Source organism: Streptomyces sp. NPDC002580, from assembly GCF_042889485.1.
In the GTDB taxonomy this organism is placed as follows: domain Bacteria; phylum Actinomycetota; class Actinomycetes; order Streptomycetales; family Streptomycetaceae; genus Streptomyces.
In genome coordinates, this window is the sequence record NZ_JBIAQZ010000002.1 from 780,657 (window position 1) to 797,540 (window position 16,884).

Annotated in this window: 13 protein-coding genes and 1 pseudogene; 2 read left to right on the top strand and 12 right to left on the bottom strand. The window is 70.7% G+C overall.

All coding sequences use genetic code 11. The features are described from left to right. Nucleotides 1-59: 59 nt before the first annotated feature. The 12 genes and pseudogenes from ACFYW7_RS09855 to ACFYW7_RS09910 form a co-directional block, all read right to left on the bottom strand. Nucleotides 60-557 carry a flavodoxin domain-containing protein gene (locus tag ACFYW7_RS09855; RefSeq protein WP_389499945.1) on the bottom strand — a complete coding sequence of 166 codons (498 nt, stop codon included), beginning with the start codon at nucleotides 555-557 and terminating at the stop codon, nucleotides 60-62. Nucleotides 558-574: 17 nt separating this feature from the next. Next, the gene (locus ACFYW7_RS09860; RefSeq protein WP_389499947.1) at nucleotides 575-1,306 is read right to left on the bottom strand and encodes a CBS domain-containing protein; all 732 of its coding nucleotides are present in this window, start codon (nucleotides 1,304-1,306) and stop codon (nucleotides 575-577) included. 13 nt (nucleotides 1,307-1,319) lie between these two features. Further along, the gene (locus tag ACFYW7_RS09865; protein WP_389499949.1) at nucleotides 1,320-4,013 is read right to left on the bottom strand and encodes a GNAT family N-acetyltransferase; all 2,694 of its coding nucleotides are present in this window, start codon (nucleotides 4,011-4,013) and stop codon (nucleotides 1,320-1,322) included. A gap of 153 nt (nucleotides 4,014-4,166) precedes the next feature. Next, nucleotides 4,167-5,180 carry a type I glyceraldehyde-3-phosphate dehydrogenase gene (gene gap / locus ACFYW7_RS09870; protein ID WP_389499951.1) on the bottom strand — a complete coding sequence of 338 codons (1,014 nt, stop codon included), beginning with the start codon at nucleotides 5,178-5,180 and terminating at the stop codon, nucleotides 4,167-4,169. A 32-nt stretch (nucleotides 5,181-5,212) separates the two neighbouring features. Continuing rightward, complete coding sequence (locus ACFYW7_RS09875) at nucleotides 5,213-7,594, bottom strand: phosphoketolase (RefSeq protein ID WP_389499953.1); 2,382 nt, start codon at nucleotides 7,592-7,594, stop codon at nucleotides 5,213-5,215. Between the two features lie 245 nt (nucleotides 7,595-7,839). Continuing rightward, nucleotides 7,840-8,724: a universal stress protein gene (locus tag ACFYW7_RS09880; protein ID WP_389499955.1), complete on the bottom strand. Its 885-nt coding sequence runs from the start codon at nucleotides 8,722-8,724 to the stop codon at nucleotides 7,840-7,842. Between the two features lie 24 nt (nucleotides 8,725-8,748). Continuing rightward, entirely contained in the window at nucleotides 8,749-9,654 is a 906-nt protein-coding gene (locus ACFYW7_RS09885; protein WP_389499957.1) for a universal stress protein, read from the bottom strand. 158 nt (nucleotides 9,655-9,812) lie between these two features. Then, a complete protein-coding gene (locus tag ACFYW7_RS09890; protein WP_389499959.1) occupies nucleotides 9,813-10,442 on the bottom strand; it encodes a hypothetical protein in 630 nt (209 codons plus the stop codon). Nucleotides 10,443-10,940: 498 nt separating this feature from the next. Continuing rightward, nucleotides 10,941-11,669: a pyruvate formate-lyase-activating protein gene (pflA, locus tag ACFYW7_RS09895; protein WP_389499961.1), complete on the bottom strand. Its 729-nt coding sequence runs from the start codon at nucleotides 11,667-11,669 to the stop codon at nucleotides 10,941-10,943. 5 nt (nucleotides 11,670-11,674) lie between these two features. Further along, the gene (gene pflB / locus ACFYW7_RS09900) at nucleotides 11,675-13,933 is read right to left on the bottom strand and encodes a formate C-acetyltransferase (protein ID WP_389499963.1); all 2,259 of its coding nucleotides are present in this window, start codon (nucleotides 13,931-13,933) and stop codon (nucleotides 11,675-11,677) included. Between the two features lie 151 nt (nucleotides 13,934-14,084). Next, nucleotides 14,085-15,008, bottom strand: a complete 924-nt coding sequence (locus tag ACFYW7_RS09905) for a carbamate kinase (RefSeq protein ID WP_389499965.1) — start codon at nucleotides 15,006-15,008, stop codon at nucleotides 14,085-14,087. A 4-nt stretch (nucleotides 15,009-15,012) separates the two neighbouring features. Further along, nucleotides 15,013-15,096: pseudogene (locus tag ACFYW7_RS09910) on the bottom strand (ornithine carbamoyltransferase, subunit I); the annotation flags it as partial. A 503-nt stretch (nucleotides 15,097-15,599) separates the two neighbouring features. Here ACFYW7_RS09910 and ACFYW7_RS09915 point away from each other — a divergent pair. Next, a complete protein-coding gene (locus tag ACFYW7_RS09915; protein WP_389499967.1) occupies nucleotides 15,600-16,064 on the top strand; it encodes a cyclic nucleotide-binding domain-containing protein in 465 nt (154 codons plus the stop codon). A 33-nt stretch (nucleotides 16,065-16,097) separates the two neighbouring features. After that, a complete protein-coding gene (locus ACFYW7_RS09920; RefSeq protein ID WP_389499969.1) occupies nucleotides 16,098-16,802 on the top strand; it encodes a CBS domain-containing protein in 705 nt (234 codons plus the stop codon). The last annotated feature ends 82 nt before the right edge of the window (nucleotides 16,803-16,884 follow it).

Genomic DNA, 16,884 nt, shown 5'->3' on the forward strand with positions numbered 1-16,884 from the left:
CCGACTCATGCCGGATGTCAGGGCCGGTCGGTGGAACGGGAGGTGCCTGCCGCGTCCTCCTACTCGTGTGTCAGGGCTTCGGCGACGCCTTGTGCCCAGGTCCTGATCACGCCGAAGTCCCGGAAGTCGCCGCCCTTGCCGGAGCGGAGGATCATCCCGGCCACTCGGCCTTTGGCGCCTTCCTGCAAGCATCCTCCGAAGGTGACGTGTTCCCGGACGTGCAGGCGGGTCATGACCCGTTGTACGCCGCGTACGGGCGGGATGTCGCGCTGGGAGGCGGAGGCGTCGAGCGGGCCGCTGCTGAACAACCACAGCGGCCGCTCGGCGAGTTCGGTGCGATGCCGGCGAAGAAACCGCCGGGCGTCCTTGTGCCAGCGTCCCGCGTAGAGCGCGCCGCCGACGACCACGGCGTCGTACGGCCGCACGCTCGTCACGGACCGGGCCGGGAGGGACTCGACGGTCAAACCGTCCTTGCGCAGGACATCGGCGATGGCTTCGGCGATGGCCGCCGTCGATCCGTTCGTCGTCCCGTAGGTGACCAACACGGTGCCGGTCATGACGGTCCCCTTTCCTTTCAGAGTCGGCGCAGCCAGTCGTCGCTCACGCCGTGCAGTGTCTGTTCCTGGGGACGCAGGCGCGCGTCGTCGAGCCGGTAGGTGAGCTGGTCGACGACATCCACCACACCGTCGAGGCGACGGGTCATGGACAGGGCGATCTCCTTCTCGCTCTTGCGTTCCATCAGTCCGATGAGGGTGACGACGCCCTCCGTCACGAAGACATCGATGCTGCGCGGCGTCAGCCACAGCGTGTTCACCAGGACCTCGTCGACCACTTCTGTGCGGATCTCCGCGTCGGGCCGCAGGAAGACCTGGAGGAGGTCGCGACGGGTGACGATGCCGACGAGCCGGTCCTCCTCGTCGAGGACGGGAAGCCGTTCCACCCGCCGTTGGGCCATGGTGCGGGCGGCCTGGACGACGGTGTCGTGGGCGTGCACGGTGACGGGCGGTGTGGTCATCAGCATGCCGGCCGTGCGGGCCTTGCCCTTCGCGGTCTGCTTGCGGGTGCCCGGTGTCAGCGCGGCGAGCCCGGTGCGGTGTTTCGTCTCGTACGGGTCGGGGGTGGTCGCCTGATGCATCAACAGGTCCGTTTCGGACAGGACGCCGATGACGTGGTCGTCCTCGTCCACCACCGGGAGTCCGCTGATCCGGTGGTCCGCGAGCAGCCGGGCCACCTCCTTGAACGGCGTGCCGAACTCGGCGCGGACGACATCCGTGCTCATCACGGAGCCGATCATCTCGTGCCTCATGACCGTTCCCTCCTCAGCGCAGTCGGCGCAGGTACGGGTCCTTGGGGCGGCGCGGCATCAGGCGTACGCGCGCATCCAGCACGGTGACGCCGTCCGGTGTCGCCAGGACGGGGTTGAAGTCGGCCTCGGTGAGCTGCGGCAGGTCCGTAGCCATACGGGACAGCCGTAGGAGCAGTTGTTCCAGTCGTTCGAGGTCGACGGGGGTGCTTCCGTTCGCGCCCAGCAGCAGCGGGGCGCATCGCGGCGAGGTGATCAGTTCGTGCACCTCGCGGTCGGTGAGCGGGGCGAGGCGGGCAGCGTGGTCGGCCAGGATCTCGGTGGCTGTTCCGCCGAGCCCGAACAGGACGAGTGCGCCGAAGACCCCGTCCTGGACGACGCCCGCGAACAGTTCGGTGCCGCGGGCGGCGAGCGGCTGCAGGACCACTCCGGTCATCAGTCCCGCGAAGCGGGTCTCCAGGTCGCGGAACGCGGCCCGTATCTGGGAGTCTCCGCGCAGGTCGAGGTGGACCGCGTGCTGCTGGGTCTTGTGCAGGAGCCCGGGCCAGTGAGCCTTCATGACCACTCGGCCGTCGAAGCCGCGCAGCCGGTCGGCGGCGAGCACGGCGTCGTCCTCGGTCTCGGCCCAGGCCCAGGGGATCTGCGGGATGCCGTAGCAGGCGAGCAGGTCGGCGCAGGTGCGCGGGTCGAGCCAGCCGCCGTCGGGGTGCGCGGCGAGGTATTCCTCCACGACCGTGCGGGCCCGGTCGCTCTCGATACCGGCGAGGTCGGGAACCATGCCGGCGGGCCGGGCGAGCCAGGCGGCCCGGTCGGCGGCGTGGGCCAGCGCACGGGCCGCTGCCTGGGGTTCGGCGTAGGACGGGACCTTGCCACCGTCGGCGGCGGGCAGCAGCCGGACGGACGCGTCCTGCTCCAGCCGGACGGCGATCACCGGCCGCGCCCTGCGTGCGGGAGCGGTGGTGAGGGCACGGACCAGGTCGTCACCGGTGGCCGCGGCGACCGCTGTGGGCACGAGGGCGACGATGACGGCGTCGATGCCGGGGCAGCGGGTGAGGCGGTCGACGCAGTCGGTGAGCTGTTCCTCGGACACGGCGGCGGTGGCGTCGACCGGGTTGCCGGTGGTGGCGCCGTCCGGAAGCACGCCGAGCAGTTCGTCGACCGTCGCGGGGGTGAACGGGGGAAGGGCCAGCCCTGCCTCTGCGCAGGCGTCGGCGGTGAGCACTCCGGCGCCTCCCGCGTTCGTGACGATCGCCACGCGGGAGCCGGCCGGCAGGGGCTGGGAGTGCAGCAGGGCCGCGGTCTCCAGGAGTTCTCCGACGGAGCGGGTCGCGATGATGCCGGCCTGGGTGAACAGTGCGCCGCGGGTCATGGTGCGGGTGGCGGCCGCCGCCGTGTGCGAGGCGGCGGCTTTGCGGCCCGCTTCGGTGCGGCCGGCGTCGACGGTCAGTACCGGGATGCGACGGGTGACGCGCCGCGCGGTGCGGGAGAAGCCGCGCGGGTTGCCGAAGGACTCCAGGTGCAGCAGGGCGAGTTCGGTGGTGTGGTCTCTCTCCCACCACTGGAGCATGTCGTTGCCGCTGACGTCGTACTTGTCGCCGAGGGAGGCGAAGGACGAGATGCCGATGCCCATCCGGGACAGTCCGTCGAGCAACGCGATACCGACCCCGCCGGACTGGACGGCGACACCGGCTGTCCCGGGCAGGGGATGCGCGGCGGCGAAGGTCGCGTCGAGGCTCACTTCCGGTTCGGTGTTCGAGATGCCGAGGCAGTTGGGTCCGACGAGCCGCATGCCGTAGGTGCGGCAGGTCGTGAGCAGGGTCTGCGCCTGGGTGTGGTCGAGCCCGGCGGTGACGACGACGAGCGCCCGCACGCCGGCCCGGCCGCACTCGTCGGCGACGGACGGGACCGCGGCCGCCGGTACGGCCACGATCACCAGGTCGGGGGGCGTGGGCAGGGCCGCGACCGACGGGTGGCAGGGCACTCCGAGAACCGATGTGACGCGTGGGTTCACGGCAAAGAGGCGACCGGTGTAGCCGCCCGTGTGCAGGTGGTGCAGAATCGCCCGGCCCACCGACCCGGGTGTGCGTCCGGCTCCGACGACGGCGACGGTGTCCGGGCGCAGCAGGGGCAGCAGGCTGGCCACGTCCGCGGACCGGCCACGGGCTTCCACGGCCGACAGGTAGACGTCGTCCTCTTCGAGGTGGACGGTGCAGCGTACTTCCGGGCCCTCGAAACGCCGCGAGGTGCGCAGGCCGAGGTCGGCGAAGAGGCGGAGGACCTCGTGGTTCTCGCTGAGCGCGTCCGCTGTGAAGGTGGTGATGCCCTCCGCCCTGGCCGCCGAGACCAGGTGCTCGACGAGCAGGGTGCCGGCGCCCTGGTGGTGCAGGTCGTCCGCGACGGCGATGGAGATCTCCGCGCCGTCCTTGTCTCCGCCGGTGTCGTACTCGGCGAGGCCGATCACCCGGCCGTTCGCCTCCGCCAGCAGGGCCCCGTAGCCCGGGTGGGCCGGGGCGCAGGCCCGGTCCGCGGCCAGGGCTGCCGAGCGTCGGCTCGCCGTGAAGAACCGCAGGCGGAGGTTCTCCGGTGACATCTCCTCGTAGAGCCCTCGCAGCTGGTCCAGGTCACCCGGCAGGACGGACCGTATGCACACGGTGGTGCCGTCGGCGAGCAGGGTGTGGACCGGGGGCCGGTCGATCAGGTCGTCCGTCATCGCGGGTCTCCTCGGTGGCTCTCGATACTTCGATCGTCCGCCGGGGCGAGGGGCGATCGTAGGGGCCGTACGGGGGCGGACCGGGGCCGGTCGGCTCTCCCCTCCATGGCCGGCCGGCCCCGTCCCCCTCGCGCGGAGCCAGCGCCGCGCGGGTCAGTCGTCCGCGACCAGGGCCGTCAGGTCCAGGAGGCGGTTGGTGTAGCCCCACTCGTTGTCGTACCAGCCGAAGATCTTGGCGAGGGTGCCGTTGGCCTGGGTGAGGGCCGGGTCGAAGATGCAGGACGCGGGGTCGCCGATGACGTCGCGGGAGACGATCGGGGCGTCGGAGACGCGCAGGATGCCGTTCAGCGGGCCCTGTGCCGCCGCTTCGAACGCGGCGTTGATCTCGTCCGCGGTCGCTTCTCGGGACATGACCACGGCGAGGTCGGTCAGGGAGCCGTCCTCGACGGGTACCCGGACCGCGATCCCGTCCAGGGCCCCGGCCAGTTCCGGCAGGACCAGGCCCACGGCGCGGGCGGCGCCGGTGCTGGTGGGGATGATGCTGAGGGCGGCCGAGCGGGCTCGTCGCAGGTCCTTGTGCGGACCGTCGAGCAGGGACTGGTCGTTGGTGTAGCCGTGGATGGTGGTCATCACGCCGCGTTCGATGCCGAAGGCGTCGTTGAGCACCTTCACCATCGGGGCGACGCAGTTGGTGGTGCAGGAGGCGGCGGAGACGATCCGGTCGCGGTGCCGGTCGTAGGTGCGGTCGTTGACACCCATCACGATGGTGGCGTCGACGCCCTTGCCCGGTGCCGACAGCAGGACGGTGTGGGCTCCGCTCTTCAGGTGCAGGGCCGCGGAGTCCCGGTCGCGGAAGCGGCCGGTGGACTCGACGACGATGCCTGCGCCGTAGTCGGACCAGTGCAGGGCGGCGGGGTCGCGTTCGGCGGTGACGGCGATGCGTCGGCCGTCGACCGTGATCGAGCTGTCGTCGTGCCGGACGTCGCGCCCGATGCGGCCGAACGTGGAGTCGTACTCCAGGAGGTGGGCCAGGGTGGCGGGTGAGGTGATGTCGTTGACGGCGACCACCTCGACGTCCTGGGTTCCCTCCTCGGCGCGGTCGAGGGCGGCGCGAAGGTAGGTGCGGCCGATGCGGCCGAAGCCGTTGATGCCGACGCGTACGGTCATGGCGGTGGGTTCCTTTCGAAGGTGAGGGGCTGTCAGGCGTTCCAGGTCCAGTCCGCGACCTCGGGGAGGTCGGTGCCGTGCTCGCGGATCCAGGTGTGGTGGCGGGAGCGGGCGTCGGCCATCTCCTGGCGTACAGCGGCGGCGCGCACGGCGAGGCCGGGGACGCGGTCGATGACGTCCATGACGAGGCGGTAGCGGTCGAGGTCGTTGCGGACGACCATGTCGAACGGGGTGGTCGTGGTTCCGGACTCCTTGTAGCCGCGCACGTGCAGGTGCTCGTGGCCATTGCGGCGGTAGGCGAGCCGGTGGATGAGCCAGGGGTAGCCGTGGTAGGCGAAGATCACCGGCTTGTCGGTGGTGAACAGTCCGTCGTACTCGAAGTCGCTCATGCCGTGCGGGTGTTCCTCGCGCGGCAGCAGGCGGGTCATGTCGACGACGTTGACGACCCGGACGGCGAGGTCCGGGAGGTGGCGGCGCAGGAGCTGTGCGGCTGCGAGCACCTCCTGGGTGGGGACGTCGCCGGCGCAGGCCAGGACGACGTCCGGTTCGTCGCCGTTCTCCGAGCCTGCCCAGTCCCAGATGCCGGCTCCGCGGGCGCAGTGGGCGCGGGCCTGGTCCATGGACAGCCAGTCGAAGCAGGGCTGTTTGCCGGCGACGACGACGTTCACGTAGTCGCGGCTGCGCAGCACGTGATCGGCGACGGACAGCAGGGTGTTGGCGTCCGGCGGGAGGTAGACGCGGACGACCTCGGGGCTCTTGTTGAGGACGTGGTCGACGAAGCCGGGGTCCTGGTGCGAGAAGCCGTTGTGGTCCTGGCGCCACACGTGCGAGGTGAGCAGGTAGTTGAGAGAGGCGATCGGGGCCCGCCAGGCCAACTGCCGTGAGGTCCTGAGCCACTTGATGTGCTGGTTGACCATGGAGTCGACGATGTGCACGAAGGCCTCGTAGCAGGAGAACAGCCCGTGCCGGCCGGTCAGGAGATAGCCCTCCAACCAGCCCTGGCAGGTGTGTTCCGAGAGGATCTCCAGCACCCGGCCGTGGTGGTCGAGGTGTTCGTCGACCGGAATGTGCCGGCCCTGCCAGGCTTTTCCGCTGACGTCGAAGACTGCCTGGAGCCGGTTGGAGGCGGTCTCGTCGGGGCCGACCAGCCGGAAGTCCCTGCGTCCGCCGGTGTCCTTCATGACCTGGGCGAGGAGGTCCCCGAGGATCCGGGTGGGCTCGTGGAGGGTCGTGCCCGGCTTGTCGACGGGCACCGCGAAGTCGTCGAGGGGTGGGAGGGGCAGGTCCCGGACGAGCAGGCCGCCGTTGGCGTGCGGGGTGGCCCCGAGCCGCCCGGCTCCCTCGGGTACGCAGGCGAGGACGTCGGCGGCGGGACGGCCCTCGGCGTCGAAGAGTTCCTCGGGACGGTACGAGCGCAGCCAGGCCTCCAGTTGGCGCAGGTGTTCCGGGTTCTCGCGGACCCCGGCCAGCGGCACCTGGTGGGCGCGCCAGGTTCCTTCGACGGGCAGGCCGTCGACCTCGGCGGGACCGGTCCAGCCCTTCGGGGTGCGCAGCACGATCATCGGCCAGTGAACGCGTTCGGTGATGCCGTCCTCGCGGGCGGTCCGCTGCATCAAGGCGATGCGGTCCAGGGCGTCGTCGAGGGCGGCGGCCATGGCGCGGTGCACCTGGGCCGGGTCGTCGCCCGTCACATGGATCGGGTCGTGTCCGTATCCCCGCAGCAGCGCGTCGAGTTCGGGCTCGGGGATCCGGGCGAGCACGGTCGGGTTGGCGATCTTGTAGCCGTTGAGGTGCAGGATCGGCAGGACGGCGCCGTCGTGGACCGGGTCGAGGAACTTGTTGGAGTGCCAGGACGCGGCGAGCGGTCCCGTCTCCGCCTCACCGTCGCCGATCACACAGGCGACGAGCAGTCCGGGGTTGTCGAAGGCCGCGCCGTAGGCGTGGGCCAGGGAGTAGCCGAGCTCGCCGCCCTCGTGGATGGAGCCGGGCGTCTCCGGGGCGACATGGCTGGGCACACCGCCGGGGAAGGAGAACTGCCGGAACAGTTCGGCCATGCCCGCCGCGTCGCGGGACACGTCCGGGTAGGTCTCGCTGTAGGTGCCCTCCAGCCAGGAATTGGCCAGCACGGCCGGGCCACCGTGTCCCGGGCCCCAGACGCACAGCGCGTCCAGGCCACGTGCCTTGATGACGCGGTTGAGGTGGGTGTGCACGAGATTGAGGCCGGGCGAGGTCCCCCAGTGACCGAGCAGCCGGGGCTTGATGTGTTCGGGCTTGAGGGGCTCGGTGAGGAGCGGGTTGGACATCAGGTAGATCTGGCCCGCCGTCAGGTAGTTGGCGGCCCGCCAGTGCGAGTCCAGCGTGCGCAGTTCCTCATCGGGGAGAACGGTGGCGTCCTGGTGTTCGGCCTTGGACATGAGGGGACTCCGAAAGTCGTCGACGTGGGTCATCGGGCGGTGGCGGCGGCATGGTCCGCAGGATGACGGCGGTGCTGCCGCGCGAGGTGCGCGAGTCGGAACCGCCTTGCGTGGTGGCGAGGTCGGTGAATTGCTCGGACGCCGACCGGCAGGTGCCGCGGGTGGTACGGCGGCCGGTTCCAGGCGTCGTCCGTGGTGTCCGCGGCCCAGCTCTCCCGGTCATTCGGCGATTTCCGGGCGGCGGGTCATCGCGGCGGTGTCCGCTCGGGTACGACGGCGACCGGGCAGGCGGAGTGGTGCAGGACCCCGTGGGCCACACGGCCGAGTTGAAGGCCGAGGCGACCGGCGCCGCGCCGGGCGCCCACGACCAGCAGGTCGGCGGAGTGGGACGCGTCCAGGAGCACCTGGCGGGTGTGCCCCTCCACCGTGCGCCGGCGCAATACCACATCGGCCGGGGCGTCCCTCAGCGCCTTCTCCAGCACCTCGGCGGCGTGCTGTTCGTGCAGCCGTGCCGGTTCACCGGCGATCAGGGGGTGGTCGGTGGTCTCGTGTGCCGGCCACCGCCAGGCCCGCACGGCGTCCAGGCTCGCGTGACGGAGCCGCGCCTCCTGGAAGGCGAACCGAAGGGCGGCGGGCTCCGTCGCCTGCTCACCGACGCCCACGACGACGCGGCCCCGCGTCCCGGCGCGGACCTGGTTGTCGTGGCTGCCGCGCACCACGATGACCGGGCAGTCCGCGTGGGCGGCGACGTCGAGGCTGACCGAACCGAGCAGCATGTCGACGAATCCGCCGCGGCCTCGGGTGCCGAGCACCAGTGCACAGGCGTTGCGTCCCTCACGGACGAGCGCGTACTCGGGCTCCTCGGGCAGCACGTCGGTCGAGATGTCCAGACCTGGATGGCGTGGCCGGGCCCGCTGCGCGGCGACGCGCACGATGTCCTCGGCCGTGACCTGTTCGGACGGCTTGCCCAGATCCTCCGCGAGCGCGGCGCCCTCGTACCGCTCCCAGAGCGAGGCGTACACGAGTCTCAGCGGCGCTCCGCGCAGGGCGGCCTCGTCGGCCGCCCAGTCCACGGCCCGCAGACTGGGCTCGGAGCCGTCCACACCGACGACGAGCGGGCGGTCCGTCATGACGTTCTCCTCCTGGCGGTCGGGTCAGCTGTGGGCGACGACGGCGACCGGTGCGGTCGAGTGGTGCAGAACGGCGTGCGTGACATGGCCGATGTGGGAGCCGACCGGGTTGCGGCGGACGCGCCGGCCGACGACCACGAGGGAGGCCGTGTGCGAGGCGTCGACGATGAACAGGGCGGCGCTGCCGTAGCGGGACTCCTCGACGACCTCGACGTCCGGGTACTTGTGCCGCCACGGGCGCAGGGCGTTCGCGAGGTTCTGCGACTCGCTCAGGGCGAGGGCTTCGTGCAGGGGAGGGTTCACCGGCATCCCGTACGCGTAGTAGGGGGGCGGGAACCAGCCGTGCACGACACGCAGCGAGGTCGCGCGGCGTTGCGCGGCGTCGAACGCGAACTCGATCAGTTCGTCGTCGGGGTGGTGGATGTCCAGGCCCAGGACGACGGGACGGAAGGCCGTGGCAGCGGAAGGAATTCCCACCTCGTCCATCTCGTGCTCGTCGGAGACCTGCTGTTCCGCCCTGACCAGCACCACGGGCCGCCGCGTGTGGGCCACGGTGCTCAAGCCGACGGAGCCGACCATGAAACCGCCGACTCCTCCCATGGCGCGGGAGCCGAGGACCAGCAGTTCGGCGGACTCCGCCGCCTCGGTGAGTCGCGTGCCCGGGTGGCCGGACAGCTGCTCGCTGGTCACGTCGACGCCGGGGTGGCGCAGGCGGAGTCCCTCGGCGGTCTCCCGGGGGATCCTCTCGGTCCAGTGCTGCTGGGTCTCGGCTCCCAGAAGGGGTGCCTGGGCCATCGGCTCGGGGACCGGCTCCCAGACGTGGACGATCTTCAGGGGCAGGCCGCGGAGCTTCGCCTCGCGGGCGGCCCATTCCGCGGCGGCCCGGCTCTCGGCCGATCCGTCGAGGCCTACGGTGATGGTGCGGAGCATGATCTCCACCTCCTGGAGCAAGGGATCCGATTCCAGCGTCGTCTTCGGGTGCTTCCTTGTGCAGGGGCCACTGGTCCCGGATCGGGTCCGACCGTCCCTCCGCACGGCGGGGCGGTGGGCTTCGGGTGGAACCTCCGAAGCCCACCGCGCCGCGACGGTCAACGCAGCCAGCCGTGGTCGCGGACGACCGGCAGCTTCGCCCAGAGCCGGCCCACGCCCAGGGTGTCGCCGGCGGCGACAGCGGCCAGCACGATCAGAGCGACGGCGTAGATCACGTGGTAGTCGACGAACGGGTTGACCGACATGCTCGGCGAGCCGTCCACGAGGTGCTTGGCGGGGGGCCATTCGGCAATCCACATCAGCGCCATCATCGTGGTGCCCGCGACGGCCGCGATCCGCAACGCGACCCCGGCGGTCAGAGCGAGGCCGATGCCGAGCAGACCGAGCATGAACAGCCAGTTCGCCCAGGAGTCACCGGCCCAGGAGTGGAAGGTGGACTGCATCGGTCCTGCCGAGACGGATCCGAGGAAGCCCTTGGTCGGCGACCCCCCGTCGACCCATCCGTTGCCGGAGGGTGTGGCGTAGCCGAAGCCGAAGGCCTTGTCGAGGAAGGCCCACAGGAAGACGAACCCGGTGAGCAGACGCAGAGACGCGAAGGCGTAGGCCCGCGCGGTGCTCGTACCGGTGAGTGCCGGCACGGCCGACTCGGATGCGGAGGTGGTCCGGTTCCCGCGGAACGAGGGCAGGTGGAAACCGGAGTTCCGGCGAGGGTTCTCGTGCACGGCCATGGTTTGTGGTTCCCTTCGGGGCGATCGGGGCGTTCTTGACGTCACCTACTCTCGTCCCGGACAGCGGGCGGTGCCGGATGCCGAAGGTCCGTGCCCGTTGGGCTGAACGGCCCTGTTTTCGGGGGCTGTTGGGTACGGCATGGCACAACGTGCCGAAAGAGAACGGATGTTGGAACCGAGTAGGTCACCCATCCGGTGGATCACGACGCCGGCTGCCGTGCTCGGCCCGCCCGGCCCACTCGGCCGCGCGGAGGCCCGGCCCGCTCGACGCGTTCGGCCTGCTCGGCGACCACTCCGCGGTCGGCCTGCCCGGCCCCGCGAGCCTTCACCGACCGGCGTCCCTCCGTCGCAGGGAGCGGCTCCTGGGCCCCGGCCAGCCTCGTCGGTGCTCGCCCTCGGCATCCTCGCCGCCGCTCTCGCCGACGCGGTGGATTTCCGGCACACCGCGCTCCGCCCGCCGTCGACGGGCGGAGCGACTCGGTGCCGCTGGTCCTGCGGTCAGTAGGCCGCGACTCCGTGCGCTTTGAAGCGCGTGCGGACGCTCTCGGTCATGGCGGGGTCGGGTACCGGGTTGTCGCGCAGCGGGAACGGTATGCCCAGGGCCTCGTACTTCGCGGCGCCGAGTTTGTGGAAGGGAAGCACGTCGACCCGCTCGACCGTGCCCAGGCCCGCGACGAAGCAGGCCAGGGCGTCTATTCGCTGCGGATCGTCGGTCCAGCCGGGGACCAGCACGTACCGGATCCACATCGGGACGCCGAGACGGTCGAGGCGGGTGGCGAAGTTCAGGGTGGGTGTCAGCTCGCCGCCGGTCAGTTTCCGGTAGGTGTCGATGCCGAAGGACTTGATGTCCAGCAGGACCAGATCGGTGCGGGCGAGGAGTTCGTCCTCGGCGCGGGCGCCGAGGAAGCCGGAGGTGTCCAGCGCGGTGTGCAGTCCGGCCTCCTTGCAGCGGCGCAGCAGCTCGCCGGTGAAGGCGGACTGGAGCAGCGGTTCACCGCCGGTGAGTGTCACTCCGCCACCCGCTGTGGTGATGAAGGAGCGGTACTTCTCGATCTCCGCCATCACCTCGTCCACCGTCGCCTCCCGGCCGTCGCGCATGTGCCAGGTGTCGGGGTTGGCGCAGTAGAGGCAGCGCAGGGGGCAGCCGCTGAGGAAGAGGACGAACCGGGTCCCGGGACCGTCCACGCCGGTGGACAGGTCCCAGGAGTGGATCCGGCCGGCCGTCACGGCCTTCACAGTGATCCGTGGAAGGTGCGGCTGATCACGTCGAGCTGCTGCTCACGGGTCAGGCGGACGAAGTTGACGGCGTATCCGGAGACGCGGATGGTCAGCTCCGGGTACTTCTCCGGGTGTTCCATCGCGTCCTCGAGGGTGGCGCGGTCGAGGACGTTGACGTTCATGTGGAAGCCGCCGGCGGCCATGTAGGCGTCGAGGATGCCCACCAGGTGCCCGGCCCGTTCCTGGGGGGCGTGGCCCAGTCCCTCCGGGGTGATCGTGGTGGTCAGCGAGATGCCGTCGCGGGCCTGCTCGTAGGGCAGTTTGGCGACGGAGAGCGCGGAGGCGGCCACGCCGTGCCGGTCTCGGCCGTTCATCGGGTTGGCTCCGGGGGCGAAGGGCTCTCCGGCACGGCGGCCGTCCGGGGTGTTGCCGGTGTGCTTGCCGTAGACGACGTTCGAGGTGATGGTCAGCACCGACTGGGTGTGCTCGGCGCCGCGGTAGGTGGGGTGCTCGCGGACCTTGGCCATGAAGGACTCGACCAGGCCGACGGCGATGGCGTCAGCCCGGTCGTCGTTGTTGCCGTAGGCCGGATACTCCCCTTCCACCTCGTAGTCGACGGCCAGGCCCGTCGCGTCGCGGATCACCTTCACGCGTGCGTGCTTCACGGCCGACAGGCTGTCCGTGGCGACCGACAGGCCGGCGATTCCGCAGGCCATGAAGCGGTGCACGGGGTGATCGTGCAGTGCCATCTCGATGCGCTCGTAGGCGTACTTGTCGTGCATGTAGTGGATCACGTTGAGGGCGTCGACGTAGGTCCGGGCGAGCCAGTCGAGCATGTGGTCGTACGCCTTCGAGAGTTCTTCGTAGTCGAGGATGTCGCCGGTCAGGGCCGGTGTCTCGGGGGCGACCTGTCCGCCGGTGACCTCGTCCCGGCCGCCGTTGATCGCGTAGAGCAGCGCCTTGGCGAGGTTCACGCGGGCCCCGAAGAACTGCATCTGCTTCCCGACGGCCATCGCGGAGACGCAGCAGGCGATGGCGGTGTCGTCGCCGGTGCGGGGACGCATCAGGTCGTCGGACTCGTACTGGACGGCGCTGGTGTCGATGGAGACCTGGGCGCAGAACTCCTTGAAGCCGGACGGGAGTCGGGGAGACCACAGCACGGTGAGGTTGGGCTCGGGGGCGGGGCCGAGATTGTAGAGGGTCTGCAGGAAGCGGAAGGAGGTGCGGGTGACGAGCGGGCGGCCGTCGGTGCCGATACCGCCGATGGACTCGGTCACCCAGGTGGGGTCGCCGGAGAACAGGGCGTCGTACTCGGGGGTGCGCAGGAAGCGCACGATGCGCAGCTTGATGACGAAGTCGTCGATCAGTTCCTGGGCGCCGGACTCGTCGAGCACGTCCTCCTCCAGGTCGCGCTGAAGGTAGACGTCGAGGAAGGTCGAGGTGCGTCCCAGCGACATCGCGGCGCCGTTCTGCTCCTTCACCGCGGCGAGATAGCCGAGGTAGAGCCACTGGACGGCCTCGCGGGCGGTGGCCGCGGGACGGGACACGTCACAGCCGTACGTGGCCGCCATACGGGTCAACTCACCCAACGCCCTTATCTGCTCGGCGAGTTCCTCGCGGTCACGGATGACGTGCTCGGTCGACGACCGATCGTCCGACAGGGCCTTCTCGGCCCGCTTGGCCTCGATCAGCCGGTCGGTGCCGTACAGGGCGACGCGCCGGTAGTCGCCGATGATGCGGCCCCGGCCGTAGGAGTCGGGCAGCCCGGTGATGATGCCGGCCTTGCGGGCGGCGCGCATCTCGGGCGTGTACGCGTCGAAGACACCGTCGTTGTGGGTCTTGCGGTAGGTCCCGAAGACCTTGGTGACGAACGGGTCGGGCTCGTAGCCGTATGCCCTCAGTCCGTTCTCCACCATCCGCAGTCCGCCGCCTGGCATGATCGCGCGCTTGAGCGGGGCATCGGTCTGCAGGCCGACGATGAGCTCGCGGTCGCGGTCGATCCAGCCGGGGGCGTGCGAGGTGATGGTGGCGGGTGTGGCGGTGTCGACGTCGAGGACGCCCTTGCGCCGCTCCTCCGGGAACAGGGCGCTGACCTTCTCCCAGACGGCGCGCGTGCGATCGGTGGGGCCGCTCAGGAACGCGGCGTCACCGTCGTACGGGGTGACGTTGGCCTGGATGAAGTCGCGCACGTCGATCTGCTCGCGCCAGCGTGTCCCGGCGAAGCCTCGCCAGGCCCCGGAGACCCGGTCACCGACTGTCACGGTTGCGGTCATCGCCGTTCCTCTCCTCGATTCGTGCGTGGCTTGCACTTCGCATGCTTGTCGTTCGCGGAGATCACCGGGAGTGCCGGAGAGCGCACTTGGGCGGGCCGTCCGGCCCCGGCCCCTGGGCCGGACGGCCCAGCGCCTCGCCCTCCGCGGCTCTTCAGCCGGCCGTGAGATCCGGGCGGACCAGCGTGCCCGACCCGCCGTGGACGATCTCGTACGCCGCGTCCAGCGCCCCGATGGCGGCGATCCCCCCGGTCCGCTCGACGAACCGGGCGGCGGCCTCGGTCTTGGGTCCCATGGAGCCCTCGGGAAAGCCTCTGCGGCGCAGCTCGGCTGGGGTGGCGTCGAGGACGGGCCGCTGAGCGGGGGTCCCGTACTCCTCGTAGACGCACGGAACGTCGGTGAGGATGAGCAGGAAGTCGGCCTTCAGGTCCTCGGCGAGCAGAGCGGCGGTGAGGTCCTTGTCGACGACGGCTTCCACTCCGGTCAGCGCGCCGGTGTCGCTGTCGGCGGTGACCGGGACGCCTCCGCCGCCTCCGCAGATCACCAGGGTTCCACTGTTCAGCAGTTCGTGGACGATGTCCGTCTCCAGGATCCGTTCCGGTGCCGGGGAGGCGACGACGCGGCGCCAGCCGGTGGTGTCCTGCGCGATGTGCCAGCCCCGCTTCCGGGCAAGGGAACGGGCCAGGTCGCGAGGGTGGACCTGGCCGACGAACTTGGCGGGACGTGCGAAGCCCGGGTCGTCGGCCCGGACGACGGTGTGGGTGACGAGGTTCGCGATGCGGCGGCCGGGCAGGGCGTTGTGCAGCGTGCAGGCCAGCAGCGAGCCGATCATGCCCTGGGTCTGGGCGCCGAGCAGGTGCAGCGGGTAGGGGGCGCTGAGGCCGGGGTCGGCGGCGCTCTCCACGGCGAGCAGGCCGATCTGGGGGCCGTTGCCGTGGGTGATGACGAGTTCGTGTTCATGGGCGAGGGCGGCCAGAGCGGTGGCGACCCGGTCGATGTTGGCCTGCTGGACGGCGGCGTCGGGGCGTTCGCCACGGTGGAGCAGGGCGTTGCCGCCGAGGGCGACGACGATGCGCATGGTGTCAGTCCTCCAGAGTGGCCACGAGTACGGCCTTGATGGTGTGCGGGCGGTTCTCCGCCCGGTCGAAGACGATGGACGCCGGCGTCGTGCCGGTGACGGACAGCCCGGCGGCCAGGTCCTCCACGCCTGCGCGGTGGTGTGCTCGCCCAGGCCGCTGAAGCGTCGATCCGTGAACGATCCTTCTGCGCCGTACCGGGTCGAGGCAGCGGCCGTTCGGGCCCCTTCAGCGGTCCCGAAGGTCCCGGTCCTCGCGGTCCGTACAGCCTCGACTCGGCTTGGACACCACCTGGCCGGCCTCGCTCCGAGGTTCGCCCGCGCCCGGACACCCTGGCAGCTCCGGGATCGGTGGCCGAAGACGATCGGGCTGTTGTCGCACCGGGCAAGCGGAGGCACGCTGCGTCACTGGCCTTTCGGCGTCGGAGTTCCCCCCGATCCGGCCTCGCCTCATGGACTCGCATCGACGCTGCACCGAGTCTCCCGATGGGTACCGGATGGACCGGTGAATGGTCCGGGTGGCCCATGGCCTGCGCGGACGACCCGGCACACGCTGGCCTTGACAGTTCCTGAACGTCATCGCGGAGGCATGTCATGAACGCTTCCCCCACACCGAGCATGCTGCGCGCCCTGTCCGCCGAACACCGCCGGCGGCTCATGCGCGTCGCCCGGGAGGTGTCCATTCCGCAGGGAACGCGCCTCTTCGAGGAGGGCGGACGCGCGGACCGATTCTGGATCATCCGTACCGGCCGGATCGAACTCGACATGCAGGTGCCCGGATGCCCGGCCGCCGTCATCGAGGACATCGGGCCCAACGAGCTGATCGGCTGGTCCTGGCTCTTCGCCCCGCACGTCTGGCACCTCGGCGCCGAGGCGACCACACCCGTGCGGGCCTACGAATTCGACGCCACCGGCGTCCGGTTCATGTGCCAGGACGACCCGGCGCTGGGTGACGAGATCAGTCGGTGGGCCGGCCAGATACTCGCCCACCGTCTCCGCTCGGCGCGGACACGCCTTCTGGACCTGTACGCCCCTCACGGCGCCATGAGCATCGTCTGACCCCGTCCCATGCCGATGGATGAAGGAGTGACCATGCACGGCACGCCGCACATCGTCAGCGATGTCATGACCCATACGGTCGCCAGCGTGGGTCGCGGAGCGACCTTCAAGGAGATCGTGCAGCTGATGCAGGACTGGAAGGTCAGCGCCCTGCCCGTCATCGAGGGTGAGGGCCGTGTCGTCGGTGTCGTGTCCGAGGCCGACCTGCTGCCCAAGGAGGAGTTCCGCGACAGCGACCCGGACCGGAACACCCAACTGCGCCGCCTGTCCGACCTGGCGAAGGCCGGCTCGGTCACCGCGGGAGAACTCATGACCTCCCCTGCTCTCACCGTCCGTCCGAACGCCACGCTCGCCCAAGCCGCCCGGGTGATGGCCCGGGCGAAGGTCAAGCGGCTTCCCGTTGTCGACGCCGTGGGCATGCTCGAAGGCGTGGTCAGCCGTGCCGACCTCCTCAAGGTCTTCCTGCGCACCGACGCGGAGATCACCGAAGAGGTGCGGCGCGAAGTCGTGTCCTACCTGTTCCCCGGCCCGGGTTCAGCCGTCCTGGTGGAATCCCGCGACGGTGTCGTGACACTCGCCGGCCAGGTTCGGGACACCTCTCTGGTGCCCGTGGCCGCACGACTCATCCGCGCCGTCGAAGGCGTGGTGGACGTGGATTTCGACCTCACGCGCCACGGCGAGCCGGCTACGCGCAGGAATCCGTACGGGGGAGGTACGGACGGCCCTGCTTCGACGTGAGTTTGACGAATCGCGACGCTGGTACCAGAGCGACCCGTCACCGCGCCGTGCCGAAGATTCCCGGACCGGCACGATGACGCCG